This is a genomic window from uncultured Ramlibacter sp. (assembly GCF_936925435.1).
Classification (GTDB): Bacteria; Pseudomonadota; Gammaproteobacteria; order Burkholderiales; family Burkholderiaceae_C; genus Ramlibacter.
Window position 1 is genome coordinate 55742 of the sequence record NZ_CAKZHQ010000005.1, and the last position, 21176, is coordinate 76917.

Sequence of the window (21176 nt, forward strand, 5' to 3'; positions counted from 1 at the left end):
CCTAGGTCCATTGGACGGGGGTTACAGGCTTGTTTTCCTCTAGTACAGGCCAGGGGAGCCGGGCGGGCGGCTCTTGAAGCGCTTGTGCACCCAGTAGTACTGCTCGGGCATGTCGGCGATGTAGTCCTGCAGGCGCTCGTTCATCAGCGCCGTGTCGGCCACCAGATCGTCCGTGGGGTAGTCGGGCCAAGCCGGCAGCACCTGCACCTCGTAGCCCGTGGCCGTGAGCCGGGTCAGCAGGGGCACGACCTTGGCCCGGCCCATGCGCGCGAAACGCGCCAGCGAGGGCACCGTGGCCGCGGGGATGCCATAGAAGGGCACGAAGACCGAGTCCTCGGTGCCGAAATTCAGGTCGGGCAGCAGGCACAGGGGCACACCCTCACGGATCGCCGCCACCAGCGGCTTGACGCCGTCCTCGCGGCGGTACAGCCGCACCTCGCCAAAGCGCTGGCGACCTTCGAGGATCCAGCGGTCCACCACCTTGTTGGACTGCGGCCGGTACAGGGTCATGAAGGGCCGCTGCAGTTGCAGCGTCAGCGCGGTCCAGCCGGCGTCCATGCCGATGAAGTGCGGCCAGAAGATGACGGTGGGCTCGCTGCCTTGCAGTTCCTGCAGGCTGCCGCCCAGCCGCACCCGGCTGCGCACCAGCTCGGGCCGGCCGTGCCAGATCCAGCTGCGGTCCAGCCAGGCCTGGGTGAAGCGGATGAAGACCTTGCGCACCACGCGCTCGCGCTCCTGCGCGGACCATTGCGGAAAGCACAGGGCCAGGTTGGTCCGCACCACGCGCCGGCGCGGCAGCACCAGCCCATAGAGCAGCCAGCCCACAGCCCAGCCCAGCGCGCGGATCCAGCGCAGCGGCAGCGGCGCCAGCAGGTGCATGAAGACCACGCCCAGGCGGCTGATCATGGCTGGCGGTCCACGCGCGGCGCCTTGTAGCGCGCATAGCCCCAGAGGTATTGCTGCGGGCACTCGCGCACCAGCCGCTCCATCTGGGCGTTGACCTGGGCCGCAGCCTGTTGCGGCTGCGCAGCCAGCGGGCCTGGAAATGCGCGCAGGTGGATGCGAAAGCCGCGGCCCCAGCCCAGGCGTTCGCCCCAGGCCAGCAGCAGCGTGGCCCCGGTCTGCTGCGCCAGCCGTGCCGACAAGGTCATGGTGTAGGCCTCGCGGCCGAAGAACGGCGCCCATACGCCCAGGCCCTGCGGGGGCACCTGGTCGGGCAGCAGACCCACGGCCTCGCCGGCCCGCAGCGCCTTGAGCATCTGCTTGACGCCGGCCAGGGTGGTGGGCGCGGTCGCCAGGTTGGGCCGCTGGCGCGCGCTGTCCATCAGAGGTCGCAGCCAGGGCTTGCGTGCCGGCCGGTACAGCACGGTGATGCGGCCGTGGCGCGCCGCGTAGCCCTGGGCCGTCGCTTCAAAACAGCCCAGATGCGGCGTCAAAAAGACGATGCCACGGCCGGCAGCGGTGGCCTGCGTGATCAGTTCCTCGCCCTCCCATTCGACGGCCACCGGAGCACCGAACCACAGGCGCGGCGCCTCGGCCACCAGCTTGCCCGACGCGCTGATGGCAGCCGCGACCTGGCCCAGGCTGTAACCGGCCTGGCGGGCGTTGTCGCGAAAGCGCCGGCGCCAGGTCGGCGAGACCAGGAAAGTGAGCCAGCCCAGGGCTGCGCCGATGGTGTGCAACAACCACAGCGGCAGGTGGGCCAGCAGACGCAGCAAAGTGGTCAAAGGGTTAAAATCGGGGCGTCGCCGAGTTATGAACTACTTGCGGGGCGACGTTAAAAAATTCTGCTAAAGCGTTCGCCCCAAGCTCCGGCACAAGGCAACGCGCCTTGCAACCAGTAACGGAGTTTATTGAAAATGGCGAACGACTTTCTCTTCACCTCGGAATCCGTGTCCGAAGGCCATCCCGACAAGGTGGCCGACCAGATCTCCGACGCGATTCTTGACGCGATCTTCAAGCAGGACCCGCGCAGCCGCGTGGCAGCCGAGACGCTGACCAACACCGGCCTGGTCGTGCTGGCCGGCGAGATCACCACCAACGCCCACGTCGACTACATCCAGGTGGCGCGCGACACCATCAAGCGCATCGGCTACGACAACACCGAGTACGGCATCGACTACAAGGGTTGCGCGGTGATGGTCTGCTACGACAAGCAGTCCAACGACATCGCCCAGGGCGTGGACCACGCCAGCGATGACCACCTGAACATCGGCGCCGGCGACCAGGGCCTGATGTTCGGCTACGCCTGCGACGAGACGCCCGAGCTGATGCCCGCGCCGATCTATTACGCCCACCGCCTGGTCGAGCGCCAGGCCGCGCTGCGCCGCGACGGCCGCCTGCCCTTTCTGCGCCCCGACGCCAAGAGCCAGGTGACGATGCGCTACGTGGACGGCAAGCCGCACAGCATCGACACGGTGGTGCTGTCGACCCAGCACGCGCCCGACCAGAGCGAGACGCCCACCAAGATGAAGGCCAGCTTCACCGAAGCCATCATCGAGGAGATCATCAAGCCGGTCCTGCCCAAGGAATGGCTCAAGGAAACGCGCTACCTGATCAACCCGACCGGCCGCTTCGTCATCGGCGGCCCGCAGGGCGACTGCGGCCTGACCGGCCGCAAGATCATCGTCGACACCTACGGCGGCGCCTGCCCGCACGGCGGCGGCGCCTTCTCGGGCAAGGACCCGTCCAAGGTCGACCGCTCGGCCGCCTACGCCGCCCGCTACGTGGCCAAAAACATCGTCGCCGCCGGCCTGGCCAAGCAGTGCCAGATCCAGGTCGCCTATGCCATCGGCGTGGCAAAGCCCATGAACGTGACGGTCTACACCGAAGGCACGGGCGTCATTTCCGACGACAAGATCGCCGCCCTGGTCAACGAGCACTTCGACCTGCGTCCCAAGGGCATCATCCAGATGCTGGACCTGCTGCGCCCGATCTACGAGAAGACCGCCGCCTACGGCCACTTCGGCCGCGAAGAGCCGGAATTCACCTGGGAACGCACGGATCGCGCCGCACTGCTGCGCTCCGCAGCAGGCCTGAAGTAAATCGGCCTCCAGCCCCCGTCCAATGGACTCAAGCCGCTATGGATTCAATAGCGGCTTTTCTTCGGGCCGGGTGAAGGTGTACTTTTCCGGCGAGCCTGAGCAAGCAACCGCGACCGTGCCGCGGACGCCAGCAAACCGTCACCGCCCTGTATGCCTCGCATGCCAGCGGCGACGCCAGCCGCATTGAGGTGCTGCTGCACGACGATGTCCTGTGGATGGCGGCGCCGGCAACGTCACCCAAGTGGCCCTAGGCCTGGGGCAGCCAACGATGGTCTTCGCGGAGCACCGCTTCTCGGCCGTGCTGGCCAACGGCAGGCGCTGCGTCAACGACTATTGCTTTGCCTATGAAGTGCGCGACGGCCAGGTGCGGCAGATTCGCGAATACATGGACACCCGCGGCGGCTGGGCTAGGTCTTCGGCGCCGGCTCGGCTACAACAATACTTGCTTTCGCCGAACGCTGAGGCTGGTGACGCGGCGCTGCGGCCAGCTATCGACAAACGGTTCCTGGGAGCCTTTCAAGAGCTTCGGCTGGGCAGGCTCGGATGTGGCGGCGGTGCGGCAGGCAACGCGTGGTCGTACACATCCTTGAAACGCAGCATATCGGCCAGTCGGCTCTCTGCGCTGCCGGGAAAGCCACAGTGCTCTGCGAATCCCGGCGCTTCTTTGAACGTATCGAACATGCGGTCCCAGACAGTGAGATCGCCGAAGTTGTACCTGCGGGCGCCGAGTTGGTGGTGGACCGTATGGTGCTTGGGCCGCTGGAGGAACCAGCCCAGCCACTGCGGCGTGTGGATGTTGGAATGGTCAAAATACTCCCCGCCGCGCCGAAGAACGATGTCCACGCGCGGGCGAGCGCTGAACCGCCAAACACGTAGCAGATCGGGAAGCCGGCGAGGATGGAGTCTGGGCTGCTGCCAGCTCCGTGGACACTGACCTAACTTTTTGAACTTTCTCAATGTCTATCGGACTGACGTAGCCCACCGTCGAATGCCGTCTCCTTGGGTTGTAGAACCGCTCGATGTAGTCAAAGACGTCGGCACGCGCTTGTTCCCTGGATCTGTATACATTTCTGGCCGTTCGCTCGGTCTTCAGTGAATTGAAGAAGCTCTCCATCGCCGAGTTGTCCCAGACCTCGCCGGCGCGGCTCATGCTGCAGATGATCCCCTGCGCTTTGAGAAACTCCTGGAAGTGCTCGCTAGTGCATTGGCTTCCTTGGTCAGAGTGGTGCAGCAACGCAGCCAGCTTGCCTCGACGCCATACAGCCATCATCAGCGCATCGGCCACCAGCTGCGAGGTCATGCTGTCCTGCATCGACCAGCCGACGATCCGGCGCGAGTACAGATCCATCACCGCTGCCGCATACAGCCACTCCTCGGCCGTCAAAATGTAGGTGAAGTTCGCTGCCCACTTCTGGTTGGGGCCACTGACAGCGAACTGGCGATCCAGGAGTTTGTCTGCGACGGCGCTGCGCTCGCCCAGATCCCTTGGCATTCCCCTGCAGGCGGTCACCATAGTGCTTTCGTTGAAACGGCGACTTCTGTTTTGGACTTGCCGTTAGGGCGACGAGAAAAAATGAAGGGAAAATATTAGAGAGGGGCATTCCGCGCCTGCGCCTTGAGTCCAAGGTACGGATCAAGGCATCCAGATGCTTCTTGCATAGAAGCTGCAAGGTTGGTAGCTGGACAGCGCGCCTTCGGTGTCGGTCAGCTTGAGTCGGCAGAGAAGTGGCATATTGACTGGCAAGTCAGCAGGGACGGTGTATATCAACAAGCTAAAGCCATTGGATGCCGTGCCATCCCACCAAGGTTTTTTCAGCTCGACCTCCACTGTGAGACACAAGAGTTGATCGCCTGTTGCATTCTCCCAGGAAACTTCCAGCAGTAAACGTCCTAATATGCTGATCGGATTTGGCATGCGCACGTTGCACTTCACGCCCACTTCATATGGGGTCGCGTACTTATGAAGACAGACGGCTTCTGCGGATAAGTGATCCCGCTGTACTTGAGTCGGTATGTCAAAAACTGGTAGAAACAAATCTGCCGGCGGAAAGACAATCCACCGAAGCCAAGTTAATAGAGGGGTTGCGTTCAAGCCAATTCAATCCTGTCTTGATGTATTAACTATGCGTAAGCGTCAAATCTTTTCTATACCTGTCCATCAAAATCGAATTCCGCGAAATGGTCCCGGAAATATGAGCGGGCTAGCCGAATCCTTGGGGACGATGGGGTGATCTCTTGGGAGGTCGAAAACTGGTGCTGGCGAAAAGAAAGATGGCACTGTACGATTTGCGGCCGGGGATGCCGCGTCGCAGCCGCACTTCTCAATGACTGCCGGATTGGCTGAAAGTTCGTTATAAGTTTTTCGGACAGCGTTAGCCCAATTCTGGCAATTGTGACAAAGAAAGCTGTAGCCTGACCCCGCCCACATGTTTCTGGATACGGCCATTCTCATCACACAATCGTTGTACGAACCATCTGCTGTGACATACCCGATGGGAAAGGGATCCGGGGTTACGCCGTCTGCACTAAATCCTTGATTTGTCGGAAAGCCTCCATCTTCGTAGATGACCAACTCGTGCGCCAATTGCCAAGTAAAAAGGGTACCGGTCAGAAGCATGAATGGCGCAAGTTTTGACAGTGGACGAAATGCGAAGTAGGCAAGTCCAAGAGGATCGGTGTTCGATAGGGGGGCCGATCCAGAGTACGTCAACCTATTTAATCCGCCTTTCAATCCAATGGGATCAAGCTGGGTGTACCTGCCATTTTTCGCATCGTAACTCCTGAAGTAGTTGTAGCTCAAATTCGACTCCACATCAAAATACTGCCCCGGAAATCGAAGATTGAATTCCATCGCGTCGGTTGCCTTGAGCAGCACCGGATTGTTCGTGACAGCAGCCTTGGGATTCGGTGTCGCGCGCAGCACACCTGTCGGCTTGTTCGGGCCAAACGCGGAGTACGGCCACTGCCACACGGGCGAGTTGGCCTCGTTGGTGACGAGGCGCGGCGTACCAAGATGGTCGGCGTGGATGGCAAAGAATTTGCCATTCCTATAGAAGCCAATCGGCATGACGTGACCTGAATCGGTGGGCAGCCAGATGTACTCAGTCCGACCTGCGCCTTTGGCACTGCCGTTGTCATACTCACCCAACAGATTGGCTTCTTCATCGTAGACATAGGCCGTGCCGAGGCTAGTGTTTTCCGGCGCCTGCATGAACAGCCAGGCAAACTTCTTTTTCAGCCAGGCAATGAAGTCCGGGCCCAGATGGTCCGCACTAGGTACTGTCCTTTCGGCTTGGAGCTCGCCCTTGAAAACGCGCTGACCCAAGGCATTGTGCAGATAGCTGATCCCTGCTGCTCCCCCGTCTTTGACGACCCGTAGCTTGGACAGGCGGCCGCTCGCGTCGTACTCCAACTCGCGCAAGCCGTCGCTGGTCATTGCGCCGTTGGCGTCCAATGTATGGTTGACCTGGGTGCTGACTGTCGAGACGGTTCTACCACCACGCACTTTGACGAGGGTCTGCGAGAAGCCCAGCAGCTTGTTGCTCGTCTGGTCAATGTTGAGGACTTGGCTGGTGGACTGGCTGTAGTCCGCATCGTCGAACTCGCCGTCCAGGTCGGTGTCGCTGGTCACCTTGTCAACGGCAGTCAAGCGGTTGGAGTTGGCGTCGTACGCGTAGCTCGTGGCCGCACCGGCGCGGGAAAAACTCGTCAAACGGTTGCGGTTGTCGTACCCAACACTCCAGGCTAATGGCGTCGCATAGACGTTGGCCGGGCCACGGGCGATGGAACTGGCCCAAAGGCTTTGCGTGATGCTGATGATGCGACCGGCTGCGTCGTGCGTATAGCTGGCAAATTCATTGCCCGTCATGCGGCCGTCGGCATCGAAAGTTCTCGCTGCGTTGTCTCCGCTGCTCCACCTCCACGCTTTGGGCTGGCCTAGAGCGGTGTAGGTGAGGCCACTCACCCAAGGCACAACGTGCTTGCTCCGTCCTGGCTCCTGCACATCGATGTCCGTGATCCGGCCAACCGCACGGCGGTAAAAGACCTTCAGGCCGCTGGGGTAGGTCAAGCCAACGAGCTCGCCATTGGCGTACACGTAGTTAACCTTGAAAATGCTGGGGCTGGACGGGTTGTCGTTGACCCATTGGCTCTTGGTCAGGATACGCCCCTGCTTGTCGCGCTCGAGAGCCGTACGGCCAGACTTGTCTTCAATACTCTGAAGGTATCCGATCTGGCTGCTGTCGTAGCTGAAGCTCGCGATATGGCCAGGTCCATGGCGAATTTCGATAGGCCGCGCCAGGGAATCCCTGATGATCGTTGTCGTATTTCCTTTGGCGTCCGTCTGGCCCGTAATGTCGCCTGACGGGTCGCGTGTGTAGCTGAGGTTGCCGATGTCTGGACTGGTTTCAAGCATGACTTCACCGAAGGCATTGGTCTGGTAGCTTGTGCGTACGCCCTTGGGGTCGGCAACTCCCGTAAGTGCATCGAGCTGGCCCCAGGCCAGGACGGAAGAGGTGTTGTCCGCGAAGAAGGTGGTGACAGGGCGCCGCAGGCCGTCCAGCGTCTGGCGGGTTGTGTGGTTGAGCGGGTCGGTCCTTGCGATGGGCTCCGCGTTGGCGTCATACGCGATGGCTGTTGTCTGGCCTGCGGAACCCTGGATGGCGGCGACCTTGCCAAGCTGGTTCATCGCACGCCCAACGACCAGCCCGATGGCACCCGTGCCGTCTTTGACCTCCTCTCTCACGCGGTTACCCGCTGCGTCCAGGGTGTATGTGATCTGCGTGCCGCGGTTGTCGCTTGCCTCGACCAGGCGCTGAGCGGCGTCGTAGCTGAAGGTCACTTGGTAGCCGCTAGGCAAGACAACAGTGGCGAGTTGTCCAGTTGGCGTGTAGCTCAATGTGGACGTTTCAGCGCCGCGGCTTTGCGTGAGCAGGCGCCCGCGCCTGTCGTAGGTGTAACTCGTTTTCAGGCCGTTGCCTTCAGTCTGCGTCAGCATCCTGCCAGCGGCGTCATAGGTATAGCGGCTTTGCTGGTTCAGCGGGTTTATCACACTGCTGCGGTTGCCCATTGCGTCATACCCGTACCGCCACACGCCACCCTTTGGATCGGTCATTGTTTCTGGCAGGCCCAGCGTCGTCCAAGTCCAGGCCCAAGTGCGGGCTTCTGCGTTTGCGGTGTCTGTGATGACTTCGGTAAGCTTTCTCCCCTGCGCGTCATAGGTGTAGGCGGTGGTACGGTTTGCCTCCGTGATTAGCATGGGTAACCGGAAGCTCGGGTGCCACTGAAGCTGCACCGCCTGGGCTTCGGGGCGTCCGGCGGCTTTGGTGATTCCGGTTCTGAGCTGTCGCGTGGAGTCCCAGCTGTATTGGGTGACCACGTTCATGAAGTCGGTCTCGCTGTCTGGCAGGTTCGCCCCTGTGAAGCTGCGGCTGGCAATTGGTGCGTCATCACCGGCACGATCAGCTGCCAGCAGACGGGCCTGCCCGTCGCCGCCCTGCCACGTGAGGTTGCGCGTGTTGCCCAGCGCATCAGTAATCTGCGCGCTGGTGCGGTAGATCGAAGCATCGACGGCGGCACCGGCGACCAGAGTTCCGCCCGCCGCCGCGGCTTGCGGGTAGGCATAGCTCATCGCGCCAACACCTCCTGGGCCCTGGCTGGCGACAGCCCGACCAGCGCTGTCATAGCCATAGCTGGCCGCGCGCGCGCCGGCTTCGTCGCTGACGCCAGTCAGCGCCTGGGCAAAACGGCTGTCCTCGTAGTGGTACTGGCGAGCAGCACCGTCCGGATATACGACGCCGGCCAGGCGGCCGACTCCGTCGTAGCCATAAGCAATAGCCTCGCTGTCCGGAGCGCGCGCCGACACCAGAGAGGTGCCGCTGTAAGCCAAGTGCAGGCTACGCCCGAATGCGTTGGAAACCGTTGCGAGCTGGCCCTGCGAGTTGTAGGTCAAGATGTATTGCCAGCCGTTGCGCTGTTTGAGGGAGATGAGCCTTCCGCCCAAGTCAAACTGCCAACTGCTTTCATCCGAGGCGCTTGTATAGAGCAGGCCTGCATCGTTCTGTGCAAGGCTATCGCGGCGGTTGTCTGCGACGAACTGCTCCGTCCCGCCCGCACGGCGAAAGATCACCTTGCTTCCATCGCCAAAGCGCACGACGGCTTCCAGGTCACCCTTGGCAGCCGTGGCTCCCCAATTGTGGTTCCATGGCGTTCCCAAGCCAGCGCCATGCGTGGCTTGGCTGCGGTAATGGCGCCTAAAGTCCAGCCCATGGGGCGAGGCGTCCATCCAGTCTGTTTCAGACCACTGCACTTCGCCGCTTGCCGGCTGGATCTGTGACAGCGCCGGCAACGCAAGCAACGCCAGTTCTATCAGAAGGATTGCTCCGACCGATGCTGTACACCTTTGAAAATGTCGAGTGTCCATCTTCTTTCCCCCTACCTACTCTCTTGAAGAGTCACGCTGCAGCGTGTCAGCCCTCTCCAAAACACCGGCCACGACAGGCGTCGTGGCCGGTTGCTTTTTCTGTCATCTTTTCGCCTCGCAAATGTCGCAAGCTTCGACGTTGATCTGTTTTTTTGCCGTATTCCCGCATCCGGCGCATGTGGCGCTAAGTTGCTCCACTGTCTTCCTCAGCAGCGGCGGCACATACATAAAGCCAAACTCACCTGCAGCGTTGGTCGTGCCGTTGATGGCCCCGCCGCTGTCTACACTGATAGTGACTTGCCTCCCCGCAATCGGGCTTCCGTTCTCGGTTACTCTGACTCTGTACGGCAGCGCAGGGCCCGCGGGAAGCGCCGTTGTCGCAGAAGGACCCACTAGCTCAATTTTCGAAGAAGTTGCTTCGTTGAGGCACACAACACCTTGCACTGCAAAGCCATACCACAGGTCATCAGGCGGAACATGATCAAGCGTCTGCGTAATTCCGCAGCTCTTATCGTTGTTGTAAAGCGTGCGACTTTCGAATACGCCATACACCGTGGCATTCATTCCTTGCATCGGCGAACTTGTCCCATTCAGACTCGCGGAATAGGCACACTGGAACCGAGGCACCCAGATTTCCAGGTGTTTCGCCACAGCAGCCGCCAGCGCTTCACTAGGTGTGGAGCCACGCCCCCCATAGTCGGGGTCGGACTCCAGGAGGTTTTCACCGACGATCCCGCCCGCTGCGATGATGCATCCATAGCAGGCCAAACATCGCGGCAAGGAACTTTGAGCTGTGGCGGACCATGAGTGCATGCTCAGCACCACGATGAGCCCGGTAGCGACGGCTCGCGTCCGGATGAAGGAACAAAACTCGCGGCCAATGCTTGCGGTAGAGGCGCCAGCACCATTGGCCGCGGGAAGGCATCTTCGAGACCTAACTTCACATAACTGAGGCCTGTACTCGGTCCGGGCATGGGCAGCGGCACTGCCCAACCGATAGAAGCCACAGTTGAATGCGGACGGTGCATCCATCTTTCCCTCCCCACCTAACCTCAGCGCAGAATAGGCAAGCGAATAGCGCCCGTCAAACTAAAGATTTCGTCGCAATAGAATTAGCTTGAACAATTCAGAAGGCGTTCAACATCGAAAACACCTAGGCTGCAAACGTTCCAACTCATCATTGGAGATCCCTGCCGCCCCCGCCTCACCAGCGAGCGAAAAAGTCGCCCTTACGGAATCAGCGTCTGCTGGCGCTGCACTTCCTGGCGCTTCATGCCCACATAGGTCGGCTGGTCCATTTCGCGCAGCTGGCGCGGGTAGCGCTCGCTCTCGCTGAACCATTGCTGGATGCGCTTTTCCGCCCGCTGGGCAGCCGGCGTGTCCAGCGAGTCCAGGTAGGCGTCGATCGCCAGGTAGTAGCGCATGGCGTTGCGCTCGACCGTGCCGCGCACGCCGCCGATGAACTCCGGCTGGCCGCTGGCGTTGCGGCCTGTCACGGTGAAGCCCACCTTGCTGGAGCCGACCGTGGCCAGGTAGGCCTGCATCGCCATCCGCCCCGCCATGCCGTAGGCATAGGAGTAATCCAGGTGCAGGAAGGTGTGGCCGCTGTCCAGCGGCACGGCTTTCACAACGATGCGGTAGTCGCGGGTGCTCAAGGGGCCCTCGGGCGATGTCAGGCGGGCCTCGAAGTAGTCGGGAGCAGCGGCGACGTTGCGAAAGGCGAACTCCAGCCGGTAGGCCTTGTCCACCGGCTGGTCGTATTTGCGGCCGATGCGCACCAGCAGCGCCGGGCCACCGCCGCTGTTGACCGGATGGCAGTACTTGGTGTTGAAGGGCAGGATCAGGATGTCGCACCAGCCGCCCGGCTCCTTGAGCGCGGCGCTGACCTTGGCGAAGGGGTGGTCCAGCACCGCATAGACGTCGCCGGCCAGGGTGTCGCCACTTTCATGCGAGTCGATGTGCATGGCACGCTGGTAACCATTGCTGCGCAGGCTCTCGCGCAGTTCGGCGTGCTTGGCGCGCAGGCCGGCGGCGTCGGCGCAGGCGTTGAAGGACGCCAGGCCCAGCACCACGGCGGTGATGGTGCCCAGCAGGCGGCGAACAAGGGAAAGTGTCATGCGTGGGGCCTCGGGCTACTGTGGTCATGGCGGATCAGGCGGCTGCGCGACGGGGCTTCATCGGCATCCTCGAGCACATCCAGCACGTCGAACTGGATACCGCCCATGAACAGCGAGTGCGGCAGCACAGAATACATGTATCGGCCGTGCAGGCCCAGGTCCAACAGCAGCCGCAGATGCGGCTGGTCCACACGCTCCCAGGCCTTGATCAGACGGGCGCGCACCAGGTTGTCGCTGCATTGCAGGAACTTGAGCTTGTGGTGCTCGTGCGCCAGGGTGACCGCGTTCAGGTAACTGGCGGCGCTCTTGTTGCGGATGTGGAAGTTGGGACTCAGGTCGATGCAAAGTGTCAGCTCGCGGCCATTTTCTTCCAGCATGAAATGCCGGCCCGCCAGGCTGTCGCTGCTCTCGCCGTACTTGTAGGCGAGGTGCAGGTGGGAAGCTGTTTTGCGCAAGGAATGCTTCATGGTCTGTCCCCTTTGGCGTGCTGTTCTGTGTGCTCTTGCAAGGGTGCGCCAGCGCCGGCCGGCAAGGTGTAGGACAAGGCAGGATTCACGCGTGCGCTGCGCTTGCCCACCCCCTTATGGAGGAGGTAGCGCCTTCTCCTACAGGCAGTGCGAGTGTTGACCGACGGTAGGCCCCACGGGCCGCGCCGGAAGATGGCTGCAGACACGCGGGGTTGGACACCCACAAACCGCGTGAGTTCATCCATCCACCCCACACAAAGGAGCATTTCCATGGCTGCAGAAGAACGAGACATGAACCGCGATCCCATCACCGATGAGCCCGGCGCTCACCCCATCGGCACCGGCATCGGCGCCACCGGCGGCGCAGTGGCAGGCGCTGCCGCTGGCGCCATCGGAGGCCCGATCGGCGTGGCCGTCGGCGGCGTGCTGGGCGCCGTGGTCGGCGGGCTGGCCGGCAAGGCCGCCGGCGAGGCCGTCAACCCCACGGCCGAAGAGGCTTACTGGCGCGACAACTACAGCAAGGCGTCTTACTACGAGGCCGGCCGCAGCTTCGACGACTACGGCCCGGCCTACCGCCTTGGCCTGACCGGCCGCACCCGCTACGAGGACGACTGGGACATCGCCGAGCCGCGCCTGGCGGCCGAGTGGGATAGCGCACGCGCCGGCTCCTCGCTGAGCTGGCCGCAGGCCCAACCGGCCAGCCGCGCCGCCTGGGACCGCGTCGACAGCTACCGGCGCGACCGCAAGGGCATCAACAACGGCGACATCGTCGACACCCTGGACGACCTGGCCGAGACCTGCAAGGACGGCGAGTACGGTTTCCGTGCCTGCGCCGAACAAGCCGAGCGCCAGGACCTGAAGGCGCTGTTCCTGCAACGCGCCGATGACTGCCGCGGCGCCGCGCAGGAGCTGTACACCCAGATCCGCAGCCTGGGCGGCAAGCCCGACGACGGCGGCACGGCCGCCGGCGCCATGCACCGCGGCTGGGTCTCGGTCAAGGCCAGCTTGTCCACCTATGACGACAAGGCAGTGCTGGAAGAGTGCGAGCGCGGCGAGGACCATGCACTGGCCCAATACCGCAAGGCGCTCAAGCAGGACCTGCCGGCCGATGTGCGCATCCTGGTGGAGCGCCAACTGCAAGGCGCCCAACGCAACCACGACCAGGTCAAGGCGCTGCGCGACCAGTTCCGCGCCGCTTCCTGATGCGCTGACGCCACCATGCTGCTGTCACCGGCCTCCACCAGCACGGCGGACGCGGCAGCCCCACAGGCCGGCGTCCCCGCCGGCCTGTTCTATTCCAGCGATGCCCGCCCGGGCATCGCCAGGGTGCGCAAGGGCAAGGCCTTTGCGTACCGCGATCCGCAGGGCAGCTGGATTCGCGACAGGCAACAGATCGAGCGCATCCACAAGCTGGCCATCCCGCCGGCCTACCGCGACGTCTGGATCTGCCCTTCGCCCAACGGCCACCTGCAGGCCACCGGCCGCGACGCCCGTGGCCGCAAGCAGTACCGCTACCACCCACGCTGGCGCGAGGAGCGCGACAGCGGCAAGTTCGACCGCCTGCTGGCCTTCGCCGCCGCGCTGCCACGGCTGCGCCGCCGCGTTCAGCGCGACATGCAGGACCAGGCGCATTCACGCGAGCTGGTGCTGGCCACCGTCGTGCGCCTGCTCGATACCACCCTGGTTCGGGTGGGCAACGACCAGTACGCCAAGGACAACAAGTCCTACGGCCTGACCACCTTGCGCAGCCGCCATGTGCGCCTGCAGGCCCAGGGCCTGACCCTGGCCTTCCGCGGCAAGAGCGGCGTGCAGCACGAGGTGGCGGTGCGCGATGCGCGCGTCTGCCAGATCGTGCGGCGCTGCCTGCACCTGCCGGGCCAGGACCTGTTCCAGTACCGTGATGCCGATGGCACGGCCCATGCTGTCAGCTCCGGCGATGTCAACGACTATCTGCGGGCCACCTGTGGCGAAGGCTTCACCGCCAAGGACTTCCGCACCTGGCACGGCACGGCGTTGGCGCTGCAGACGCTGCACCGCTCCTGCGCCGCCGGCAAGTGCTTCACGCTCAAGGAACTGCTGGCCGATGTGGCGGCAAGGCTGGGCAACACGCCGGCGGTCTGCCGCAAGGCCTACATCCACCCGGCCGTGCTGGACCTGGCCACCGGCATGGCAGCCGAAGACGCCGGCCCCATTGAGGGCAGGCTGCCGGCCGCCCGCGCCATCACCGGCCTGGGCGCGGCCGAGCGGCGCCTGGTCGCCTTTCTGCAAGGCATCCGCTGAAAACCGCAGCCATGGCCGACCGCTCTTCCAGCGCGCTCAAGACCTACCGCGACAAGCGCAACTTCGACCTCACGCCCGAGCCCGCCGATGGCGGCACGGCCAACGCGCAGGAACGTGCCTTCGTGGTCCAGAAGCACTGGGCCAGCCGCCTGCACTACGACTTCCGGCTGGAACTGGACGGCACGATGAAGAGCTGGGCCGTGCCCAAGGGGCCCAGCTTCGACCCGGCCGACAAGCGCATGGCGGTGCAGGTGGAAGACCACCCCATTGCCTACAACCGCTTCGAGGGCGAGATTCCCAAGGGCCAGTACGGCGGCGGCAAGGTCATCATCTGGGACAAGGGGCAATGGCTGCCGCTGGACGACCCGCGCAAGGGCTACAAGGCCGGCAAGCTGAAATTCGAGCTGCGCGGCCACAAGCTGCATGGGCATTGGACCCTGGTGCGCATGAAGGGCCGAGGCAGCGAGCGCCAGCAGCCCTGGCTGTTGATCAAGGAGAAGGATGAACACGCGCTGCCGGCCAGCGCGTTCAGCGTGGTCGACGAGATGCCCGACAGCGTGAAGGACCGCGAGGACCGGCCCGCGCCGCAGGCGGCCACACCGCCGGCCGCCGCTTCGGGGCCGCCCGAAGGCGCGCGCAAGGCAGCACTGCCCGCAACCTTGCAACCCCAGCTGGCCACCTTGGTCGATGCGCCACCCAAGGACGTGGAGCGCTGGATCTACGAGATCAAGTTCGACGGCTACCGCATGCTCTGCCGCGCACAGGACGGCAAGGTGCAACTGTTCACCCGCAATGGCAATGACTGGACCCACAAGTTGGGCCCCTTGCACAAGTCGCTGGAGGCGATGGACCTGCCCGACGGCTGGTACGACGGCGAGATCATCATGCCCGGCGAGCGGGTGCCGGCGGACTTCCAGGCCTTGCAAGGCGCCTTCGAGTCGGCCCGCACCGCGAACATCGTCTACTACCTGTTCGATCTGCCTTACTGCGCCGGCCATGACCTGCGCGAGGTGCCGCTGGAGCAGCGGCGCGCAGTGCTGCAGCGCATCGTCGAGCGCAAGCCGCAGGACAAGGTGCGCTTTTCCGCCGTGTTCGAGGCGCGGCCCGAGGACGTTGTGGCGTCGGCGTGCCGCCTGGGCCTGGAAGGCGTGATCGCCAAGCGGCGCGACTCGGCCTATGTGACACGCCGCTCCAGCGACTGGGTCAAGCTCAAGTGCGGGCGACGGCAGGAGTTCGTCATCGGCGGCTACACCGACCCCAAGGGCTCGCGCACCGGCATCGGCGCGCTGTTGCTGGGCGTGCACGATGACAAGGGCGCACTGCAGTACGCCGGCAACGTCGGCACGGGTTTCAACGAGAAGACCTTGCGCGAACTGCGCGAGAAGCTCGATGCCTTGCAGGCCGGGAGCAGCCCCTTCGCCGCCACCACCGCCATCGCCGGCAAGGCCCACTGGGTGCGGCCGCAACTGGTCTGCGAGGTGGCTTTCGGCGAATGGACCCGCGAGCACCGCATCCGCCATTCCGTCTTCCACGGCCTGCGCGACGACAAGAAGCCGGCCGCCATCGTGCGCGAGGAGCCGCGCCACGGCGCGCCAGTGGACAAGCCTGCCAAGGCCACGCCACGCCAGCAGCCCGGTCTGCCGGCTTCGCTGCGCGTGAGCAATCCCGACCGGGTGATCGACCCCAGCACCGGCACGACCAAGATCGCCCTGGTGCGCTACTACGCCCTGGTGGGCGCTTTGATGATGGAACACCTGAAGAACCGGCCTGTCTCGCTGGTGCGCGCGCCCGACGGCATTGCCGGCCAGCTGTTCTTCCAGAAACACCTGGACCGCTACCAGATGGCCGGGGTGCGCCCGCTGGACCCGGCACTGGACCCGGAGCATCCGCCCTACCTGGAGATCGCCACCGCCCAAGGCCTGCTGTCGGCCGCGCAGATGAACGTGGTGGAGTTCCACACCTGGAACGCGGTCAAGGGCAGCATCGCCAAGCCCGACCGCATCGCTTTCGACATCGACCCCGGCGAGGGCGTGGACTGGCCGCAGATCCAGGAAGCGGCCCAGCTGCTGCGCGCCTTCCTGCAGGAGCTGGGCCTGCCGGCCTTCCTCAAGACCAGCGGTGGCAAGGGCCTGCACCTGGTTGTGCCCATCCGCAAGCAGTACGGCTGGGACACGGTGAAGGACTTTTCCCTGGCCGTGGTGCGCCACATGGCCGCCACCCTGCCCGAGCGCTTCGTCGCCAAGAGCGGCGGCAAGAACCGGATCGGCAAGATCTTCATCGATTACCTGCGCAATGGCTTTGGCGCGACCACGGCCGCGGCCTGGTCGGCCCGTTCCCGTCCCGGCCTGGGCATCTCGGTGCCGGTGGGCTGGGACGAACTGGCCGGCTTGCAATCGGGCAGCCACTGGAAGGTGGCGACCGCGCATGAACGGCTGGATGTGGGCAACACGCCCTGGGCCGGCTACGCCAGCAGCGCCACCGGTCTGGCGGCGGCCATGAAAAAGCTGGGCTTCGAGCCCGACCGTTGAAGGGAAACGCACACACCATGCAAGCGAGCTGGCCGCACACGCTCTGGATCGTCCGCCACGGCCAAAGCGCCGGCAACGTGGCGCGCGACGCCGCCGAGGCCGGCGGCCTGCACGTGATCGACATCGCCGAGCGGGATATCGACGTACCGCTGTCGGCGCTAGGCCGCCTGCAGTCGCAGGCCCTGGGGCACTGGTTCGGCGAATTGCCGGCGGGCCGGCACCCCGAGGTGGTGCTGTGCTCGCCTTACCTGCGCGCCCGCGAAACCACACAGCTGTTGCTGGAGGCCGCCGGTATCGCGCCCAAGGCAACGCGCCTGCGCGTCGACGAGCGCTTGCGCGAAAAGGAGTTCGGCATCCTCGACCGGCTGACGGTGCACGGCATCCGCGACAAACATCCCGAACTGAGCGAGCAGCGCAGTCATGTCGGCAAGTTCTACTTCCGCCCGCCGGGCGGCGAGAGCTGGTGCGATGTCATCCTGCGCCTGCGCAGCCTGGTGGAGATGGTGGCCCGCGAGCACGGCGGCCAGCGGGTGCTGGTGGTGGCCCACCAGGTCACGGTCAACTGCCTGCGCTACCTGCTCGAGTGCATGGACGAGGCGCAGATCCTGGCCATCGACAAGCTCGGCGACGTGCCCAACTGCGGCATCACCTCGTACGAATACGACCCGCAGACCGACGCCATGGTGCACGACCTGGTGAACTTCATCGCGCCGTTGCGCGAGGCCGGCACGCCGGTGACGGCCGCGCCGGATGCGCCGGTCGCCGCCAAGCCCTGAGCATGGAAGTGCCCACCCACCGCACGCTCGACGCGGCCACACTGGCCACCTGGCCCCTGCCGGCTCTGGACAGCGACGCCGACAAGGAAGAGCGCGGCCGCATCCTGGTGCTGGCCGGCAGCCGCGAGATCGCCGGCGCCGTCCTGCTGGCGGCCATGGCGGCGCTGCGCGTCGGCGCAGGCAAGCTGGCGATCGCCACGCCTGCATCCGTGGCGCCGCACATCGCCGTGGCCATGCCCGAGGCACGGGTGATCGCGTTGCCGGAAACGCCTTCGGGCGGCTTGCACATGGACGGCATTGCGCTGCTGCGCCAGGTGCTGGAAGGCGCCGATGCACTGGTGGCCGGGCCGGGCCTGATGGACGAGGCCGCCAGCTGCGCTTTCATCACGACCTTGCTCCCGCTGGTGGCCGGCACACCGGTGGTGCTGGATGCACTGGCGATCAATGCTGTCCGTGCACACGCCGCGTTCGGACAGCCGATTCTGCTGACACCGCATGCAGGCGAGATGGCCCATCTGCTGGACATCAGCAAGCAGGCCGTTTGCGCCGACCCGCAAGCCGCAGCGCTGGCAGCCGCGCGGCGCTGGAATGCCAGCGTGGCGCTCAAGGGCGCCACCACCTGGCTGGCCACGCCAGAGGGCACGCTGTGGCGGCACCAGGGCGGCAACGCCGGCCTGGCGACCTCGGGCTCGGGCGACACACTGGCCGGTGCCATCGCCGGGCTGGCGGCACGCGGCGCTGCGCTGGAGCAGGCCTGCGCCTGGGGCGTGGTGCTGCATGCCCAGGCTGGCGAGCGCCTGGCGGTGCGGCTGGGCCCGGTCGGTTACCTGGCGCGCGAATTGCCGCTGGAAATGCTGGCCGCGCTCACGGCATTGCAGGCCTGAGGAGCGGCTCAGGCCGCAGGGGGCTGGACCCAAGCCAGGGTCAGACGGATGGACGCGGCTTCGCACACCAAGGCCACCGCTTCGGCAGCCGCCAGCGCCTCCAGGTCGGCCCGGGCCAGCGGCCGGTAACCCAGGTCGACGCTGAAGCCCGCATCACCGGTGGTGGCGATGCGCTGCAATTGCAGTTCCAGGCCATGGTCCCTGGCTTGCGCCTGCAGCACCAGGTCCGCCGGCGGCGTGGCCTCATCCGTGAGATGCAGCAAGGCGGCCGTCAACACGTTGCGCAGCGCGGCGCGGCCGACGGTGCCGGGAACATCCGCCGCCTCGTGGCGCAGCGCATAGCCGCGAAAGCCCAGTCCCGTGGCCACCAGGCCCATGCACTCGCGCACGCCATCGGCCACCGTGGTCACGGCGCCCTCTTCGGGCGCCAGCCAGGTCACCATGTCGATGCTGGACTGCAGGGCGGCGCGGGCAAAGCCGTTGATCTTGTGAACCCCCTCATGCAGCTTGGCCAGGTCCGGCTCAGCCGCGCGCAGGCGCCGGTCCATCACCTCGTGCAGCATGCCGATGGGCTGAAGATTGACCACCAGGTGGTGGCGCATCGCCGGCGCCAGCCGGCGCAGCAAGGCGTAGCGGGCGGCCTCCACAGCGGCCGGCGCAACAGTTTGCTGCTGAGCTTCGGCCGGGACGGTGGGTGAGGTCATGCGGCTTGAATATTTCACCCCGCCTGCGCCTTGTCAACTTCAGCAGGCGGTCAAGGCCGAGCCATCAGGGGATGGGCGGCGAACAAGTCGGCCGTCCACTCGACGAAGGCGCGGACCTTGGCGCTGAGGTGGCGGTTGGGCGGGTAGACGACGTGGATGGGGATGGGTGGGTGCTTCCAGCCTGGCAGCACTTCGACCAGTTCACCGCTGGCCAGGTGCGGCGCGACAGCGAACAGCGCGGCCTGCGAGACACCCAGGCCGGCCAGCACGGCAGCGGTGTGGGCATTGCTTTCGTTGACCGCCAACTGGTAGCGGCCGGCGATCTCCAACGTCTCACCATCTTTCTCGAAGACGTGGGGGAACGGCCGGCCGGTGCGTGGTGAAAAGTAGTTGATGGTGTGGTGCTTCAGGCCGTCGAGCTCATCCGGGTGCGCCGGCGTGCCATGCTTTTGGAGATAGCCCGGCGTGGCCACGGTGATCAGCGCCAGGTTGCCGATGCGCCGCGCCACCAGCGACTGCTCGATCAGCTCGCCGCCACGGATCACGCAGTCCACGTTGTCGCTGATGATGTCCACCGGCCGGTCGCTCACCCCCAGGTCCAGCTGGATCTCGGGAAAGCGGCGGTAAAACTCCGGCAGGGCCGGGATGATGATCAGCCGCGCCACCGACGAACCCACGTCCACGCGCAGGCGGCCGCTGGGGTTGGCCTGGGCATTGGCCATGCTGGCCTCGATGTCGTCCAGGTCGTTGAGCAGGCGGGCGGTGCGCTCGTAGTAGGCGGCGCCATCGGGCGTCACGGTGACGCGCCGCGTGGTGCGGTTGAGAAGTTTGACTTTCAGCCGCGCTTCCAGGTGCTGCACCAGGCGCGTCACCGTGCCCTTGGGAAGCTCCAGCGACTCGGCCGCCTTGGTGAAAGTCCCGGCCTCCACCACCCGGGCGAACACCCGCATCGATTGAATCTGGTCCATCCCTGAGTCCTTGCTGTGTTCTTTGCAGGACTGGATTGTTCCTGTCCTGGAAACAGAGAACTGGCAGGAGGGCTGTTTATCCGCACGCCGGGCGTGCCTATAGTCGAGACCATGTTGACCAGTCTGCCCACGTCCCGTCCCGGTGCCAGCCCGCTGGCCCTGCCAGGCCACGCACCCATGGCCACGCGCCTGTATGGCAGCAAGCCGGCCGCAGGCGCCGCCCCCTTGGTGCTGCACCTGCACGGGGGCGCCTTCGTCGACGGCGATCTGGCCAGCGGCGAGTGCCTGGCCCAAATGCTGGCAGGCGCCGGCGCGGTCGTGCTGTCGCTGGCCTACCCGCTGGCGCCGGCCCATCCCTTCCCGCAGGCAGTGGAAGCGGCCTACGCGGCGATGGAGTGGCTCTACAAGCAGCGCAACAAGCTGGCCGGCAATGGCGCGGCACTGTACGTGGCCGGCGACGAGGCCGGCGGCAATCTGGCGGCGGCGATCGCGCTGATGGCGCGCGACCGCGGCCACCCGCCACTGGCCGGCCAGATCCTGGTGGCCCCCATGCTGGACCCCTGCACCGGCACCGCCTCGCTGCGTGAGGCCGTGGGACAGGACACCTGCTGCAAGTGGACCGACGGCTGGAAGCAGTACCTGCGCAGCCCGCGCGACGCCGAACATCCCTACGCCGTGCCGGCCCGGGCCCAGCGCCTGGCGGGCCTGGCGCCGGCCCTGGTGCTGGCCGGCGAGGACGACCCGATGCGCGACGAGGCCATGGCCTATGCGCAGCGGCTGCACAACGCCGGGATCAGCGTGGCCACGGCAATGATCCCGGCCAGCGGCTGGCCTGAGTCGCTGGGCGATGCCTCGCAGGCCAGCTTTTGCGTCCAGACAGTGCAAGGCCATCTGCGCGCCTTCCTGCACGCGCCGACGCCGCCGCCCGCAGCCGACACCCCCTAGGCGCCAGCCCTCCATCAACAAGCCAACCCGGTGTGATCCGCC

Annotated in this window: 17 protein-coding genes and 1 pseudogene; 7 read left to right on the forward strand and 11 right to left on the reverse strand. The window is 65.0% G+C overall.

What is annotated here, in order from left to right; translation table 11 throughout:
• Positions 1-39: 39 nt before the first annotated feature.
• Entirely contained in the window at positions 40-906 is an 867-nt protein-coding gene (locus Q0632_RS05635; RefSeq protein WP_298925507.1) for a lipid A biosynthesis acyltransferase, read from the reverse strand.
• Positions 903-1727: a lysophospholipid acyltransferase family protein gene (locus tag Q0632_RS05640; protein WP_298925510.1), complete on the reverse strand. Its 825-nt coding sequence runs from the start codon at positions 1725-1727 to the stop codon at positions 903-905. Before Q0632_RS05640 ends, Q0632_RS05635 begins: the two co-directional genes overlap by 4 nt.
• Positions 1728-1859: 132 nt before the next feature.
• Here Q0632_RS05640 and metK point away from each other — a divergent pair, with 132 nt between their 5' ends.
• Positions 1860-3044 carry a methionine adenosyltransferase gene (gene metK, locus Q0632_RS05645; protein ID WP_298925513.1) on the forward strand — a complete coding sequence of 395 codons (1185 nt, stop codon included), beginning with the start codon at positions 1860-1862 and terminating at the stop codon, positions 3042-3044.
• Between the two features lie 516 nt (positions 3045-3560).
• Here the strand turns inward: metK and Q0632_RS05650 are convergent.
• The 7 genes and pseudogenes from Q0632_RS05650 to Q0632_RS05680 all read right to left on the reverse strand — a co-directional run bounded on the left by Q0632_RS05650 (position 3561) and on the right by Q0632_RS05680 (position 12049).
• The gene (locus Q0632_RS05650; protein ID WP_298925516.1) at positions 3561-3887 is read right to left on the reverse strand and encodes a sterol desaturase family protein; all 327 of its coding nucleotides are present in this window, start codon (positions 3885-3887) and stop codon (positions 3561-3563) included.
• 106 nt (positions 3888-3993) lie between these two features.
• Positions 3994-4542, reverse strand: a pseudogene (locus tag Q0632_RS05655) (IS3 family transposase); the annotation flags it as partial.
• Between the two features lie 135 nt (positions 4543-4677).
• Positions 4678-5136, reverse strand: coding sequence for a hypothetical protein (locus tag Q0632_RS05660; protein WP_298925519.1), 459 nt, complete (start codon positions 5134-5136; stop codon positions 4678-4680).
• A 66-nt stretch (positions 5137-5202) separates the two neighbouring features.
• Complete coding sequence (locus tag Q0632_RS05665; RefSeq protein ID WP_298925522.1) at positions 5203-9465, reverse strand: RHS repeat-associated core domain-containing protein; 4263 nt, start codon at positions 9463-9465, stop codon at positions 5203-5205.
• A gap of 102 nt (positions 9466-9567) precedes the next feature.
• Positions 9568-10278 (reverse strand): hypothetical protein, encoded by a 711-nt coding sequence (locus Q0632_RS05670; RefSeq protein WP_298925525.1) that lies wholly within the window; start codon positions 10276-10278, stop codon positions 9568-9570.
• A gap of 416 nt (positions 10279-10694) precedes the next feature.
• Positions 10695-11582, reverse strand: coding sequence for a hypothetical protein (locus Q0632_RS05675; protein ID WP_298925528.1), 888 nt, complete (start codon positions 11580-11582; stop codon positions 10695-10697).
• A complete protein-coding gene (locus tag Q0632_RS05680; protein ID WP_298925531.1) occupies positions 11579-12049 on the reverse strand; it encodes a hypothetical protein in 471 nt (156 codons plus the stop codon). Before Q0632_RS05680 ends, Q0632_RS05675 begins: the two co-directional genes overlap by 4 nt.
• A gap of 270 nt (positions 12050-12319) precedes the next feature.
• On the opposite strand from Q0632_RS05680, the gene Q0632_RS05685 reads away from it, so the two are divergent.
• Genes Q0632_RS05685 through Q0632_RS05705 form a run of 5 tightly spaced genes read left to right on the forward strand, consistent with a single transcriptional unit; the run spans position 12320 to position 18517 of the window.
• Positions 12320-13252 carry a PA2169 family four-helix-bundle protein gene (locus tag Q0632_RS05685; RefSeq protein ID WP_298925534.1) on the forward strand — a complete coding sequence of 311 codons (933 nt, stop codon included), beginning with the start codon at positions 12320-12322 and terminating at the stop codon, positions 13250-13252.
• Between the two features lie 15 nt (positions 13253-13267).
• Positions 13268-14329 carry a DNA topoisomerase IB gene (locus Q0632_RS05690; RefSeq protein ID WP_298925537.1) on the forward strand — a complete coding sequence of 354 codons (1062 nt, stop codon included), beginning with the start codon at positions 13268-13270 and terminating at the stop codon, positions 14327-14329.
• Positions 14330-14340: 11 nt separating this feature from the next.
• Positions 14341-16857, forward strand: a complete 2517-nt coding sequence (gene ligD, locus Q0632_RS05695) for a DNA ligase D (protein WP_298925540.1) — start codon at positions 14341-14343, stop codon at positions 16855-16857.
• Positions 16858-16874: 17 nt separating this feature from the next.
• Positions 16875-17633, forward strand: coding sequence for a histidine phosphatase family protein (locus Q0632_RS05700; RefSeq protein WP_298925543.1), 759 nt, complete (start codon positions 16875-16877; stop codon positions 17631-17633).
• Positions 17634-17635: 2 nt separating this feature from the next.
• A complete protein-coding gene (locus Q0632_RS05705) occupies positions 17636-18517 on the forward strand; it encodes an NAD(P)H-hydrate dehydratase (protein WP_298925545.1) in 882 nt (293 codons plus the stop codon).
• A gap of 8 nt (positions 18518-18525) precedes the next feature.
• Here Q0632_RS05705 and Q0632_RS05710 read toward each other — a convergent pair whose 3' ends face one another.
• Positions 18526-19221 (reverse strand): hypothetical protein, encoded by a 696-nt coding sequence (locus tag Q0632_RS05710; RefSeq protein WP_298925547.1) that lies wholly within the window; start codon positions 19219-19221, stop codon positions 18526-18528.
• 50 nt (positions 19222-19271) lie between these two features.
• Positions 19272-20189, reverse strand: a complete 918-nt coding sequence (locus Q0632_RS05715) for a LysR family transcriptional regulator (RefSeq protein WP_298925550.1) — start codon at positions 20187-20189, stop codon at positions 19272-19274.
• 111 nt (positions 20190-20300) lie between these two features.
• Between Q0632_RS05715 and Q0632_RS05720 the strand changes: the two genes are divergently transcribed.
• Complete coding sequence (locus tag Q0632_RS05720) at positions 20301-21134, forward strand: alpha/beta hydrolase (RefSeq protein ID WP_298925553.1); 834 nt, start codon at positions 20301-20303, stop codon at positions 21132-21134.
• The last annotated feature ends 42 nt before the right edge of the window (positions 21135-21176 follow it).

Coding starts and splice junctions, on each gene's coding strand:
- Q0632_RS05635 (WP_298925507.1), bottom strand. CDS start 906: ATGATCAGCCGCCTGGGCGTGGTCTTCATGCACCTGCTGGCGCCGCTG.
- metK (WP_298925513.1), top strand. CDS start 1,860: ATGGCGAACGACTTTCTCTTCACCTCGGAATCCGTGTCCGAAGGCCAT.
- Q0632_RS05665 (WP_298925522.1), bottom strand. CDS start 9,465: ATGGACACTCGACATTTTCAAAGGTGTACAGCATCGGTCGGAGCAATC.
- Q0632_RS05670 (WP_298925525.1), bottom strand. CDS start 10,278: ATGCACTCATGGTCCGCCACAGCTCAAAGTTCCTTGCCGCGATGTTTG.
- Q0632_RS05675 (WP_298925528.1), bottom strand. CDS start 11,582: ATGACACTTTCCCTTGTTCGCCGCCTGCTGGGCACCATCACCGCCGTG.
- Q0632_RS05680 (WP_298925531.1), bottom strand. CDS start 12,049: ATGAAGCATTCCTTGCGCAAAACAGCTTCCCACCTGCACCTCGCCTAC.
- Q0632_RS05685 (WP_298925534.1), top strand. CDS start 12,320: ATGGCTGCAGAAGAACGAGACATGAACCGCGATCCCATCACCGATGAG.
- Q0632_RS05690 (WP_298925537.1), top strand. CDS start 13,268: ATGCTGCTGTCACCGGCCTCCACCAGCACGGCGGACGCGGCAGCCCCA.
- ligD (WP_298925540.1), top strand. CDS start 14,341: ATGGCCGACCGCTCTTCCAGCGCGCTCAAGACCTACCGCGACAAGCGC.
- Q0632_RS05700 (WP_298925543.1), top strand. CDS start 16,875: ATGCAAGCGAGCTGGCCGCACACGCTCTGGATCGTCCGCCACGGCCAA.
- Q0632_RS05705 (WP_298925545.1), top strand. CDS start 17,636: ATGGAAGTGCCCACCCACCGCACGCTCGACGCGGCCACACTGGCCACC.
- Q0632_RS05710 (WP_298925547.1), bottom strand. CDS start 19,221: ATGACCTCACCCACCGTCCCGGCCGAAGCTCAGCAGCAAACTGTTGCG.
- Q0632_RS05715 (WP_298925550.1), bottom strand. CDS start 20,189: ATGGACCAGATTCAATCGATGCGGGTGTTCGCCCGGGTGGTGGAGGCC.
- Q0632_RS05720 (WP_298925553.1), top strand. CDS start 20,301: ATGTTGACCAGTCTGCCCACGTCCCGTCCCGGTGCCAGCCCGCTGGCC.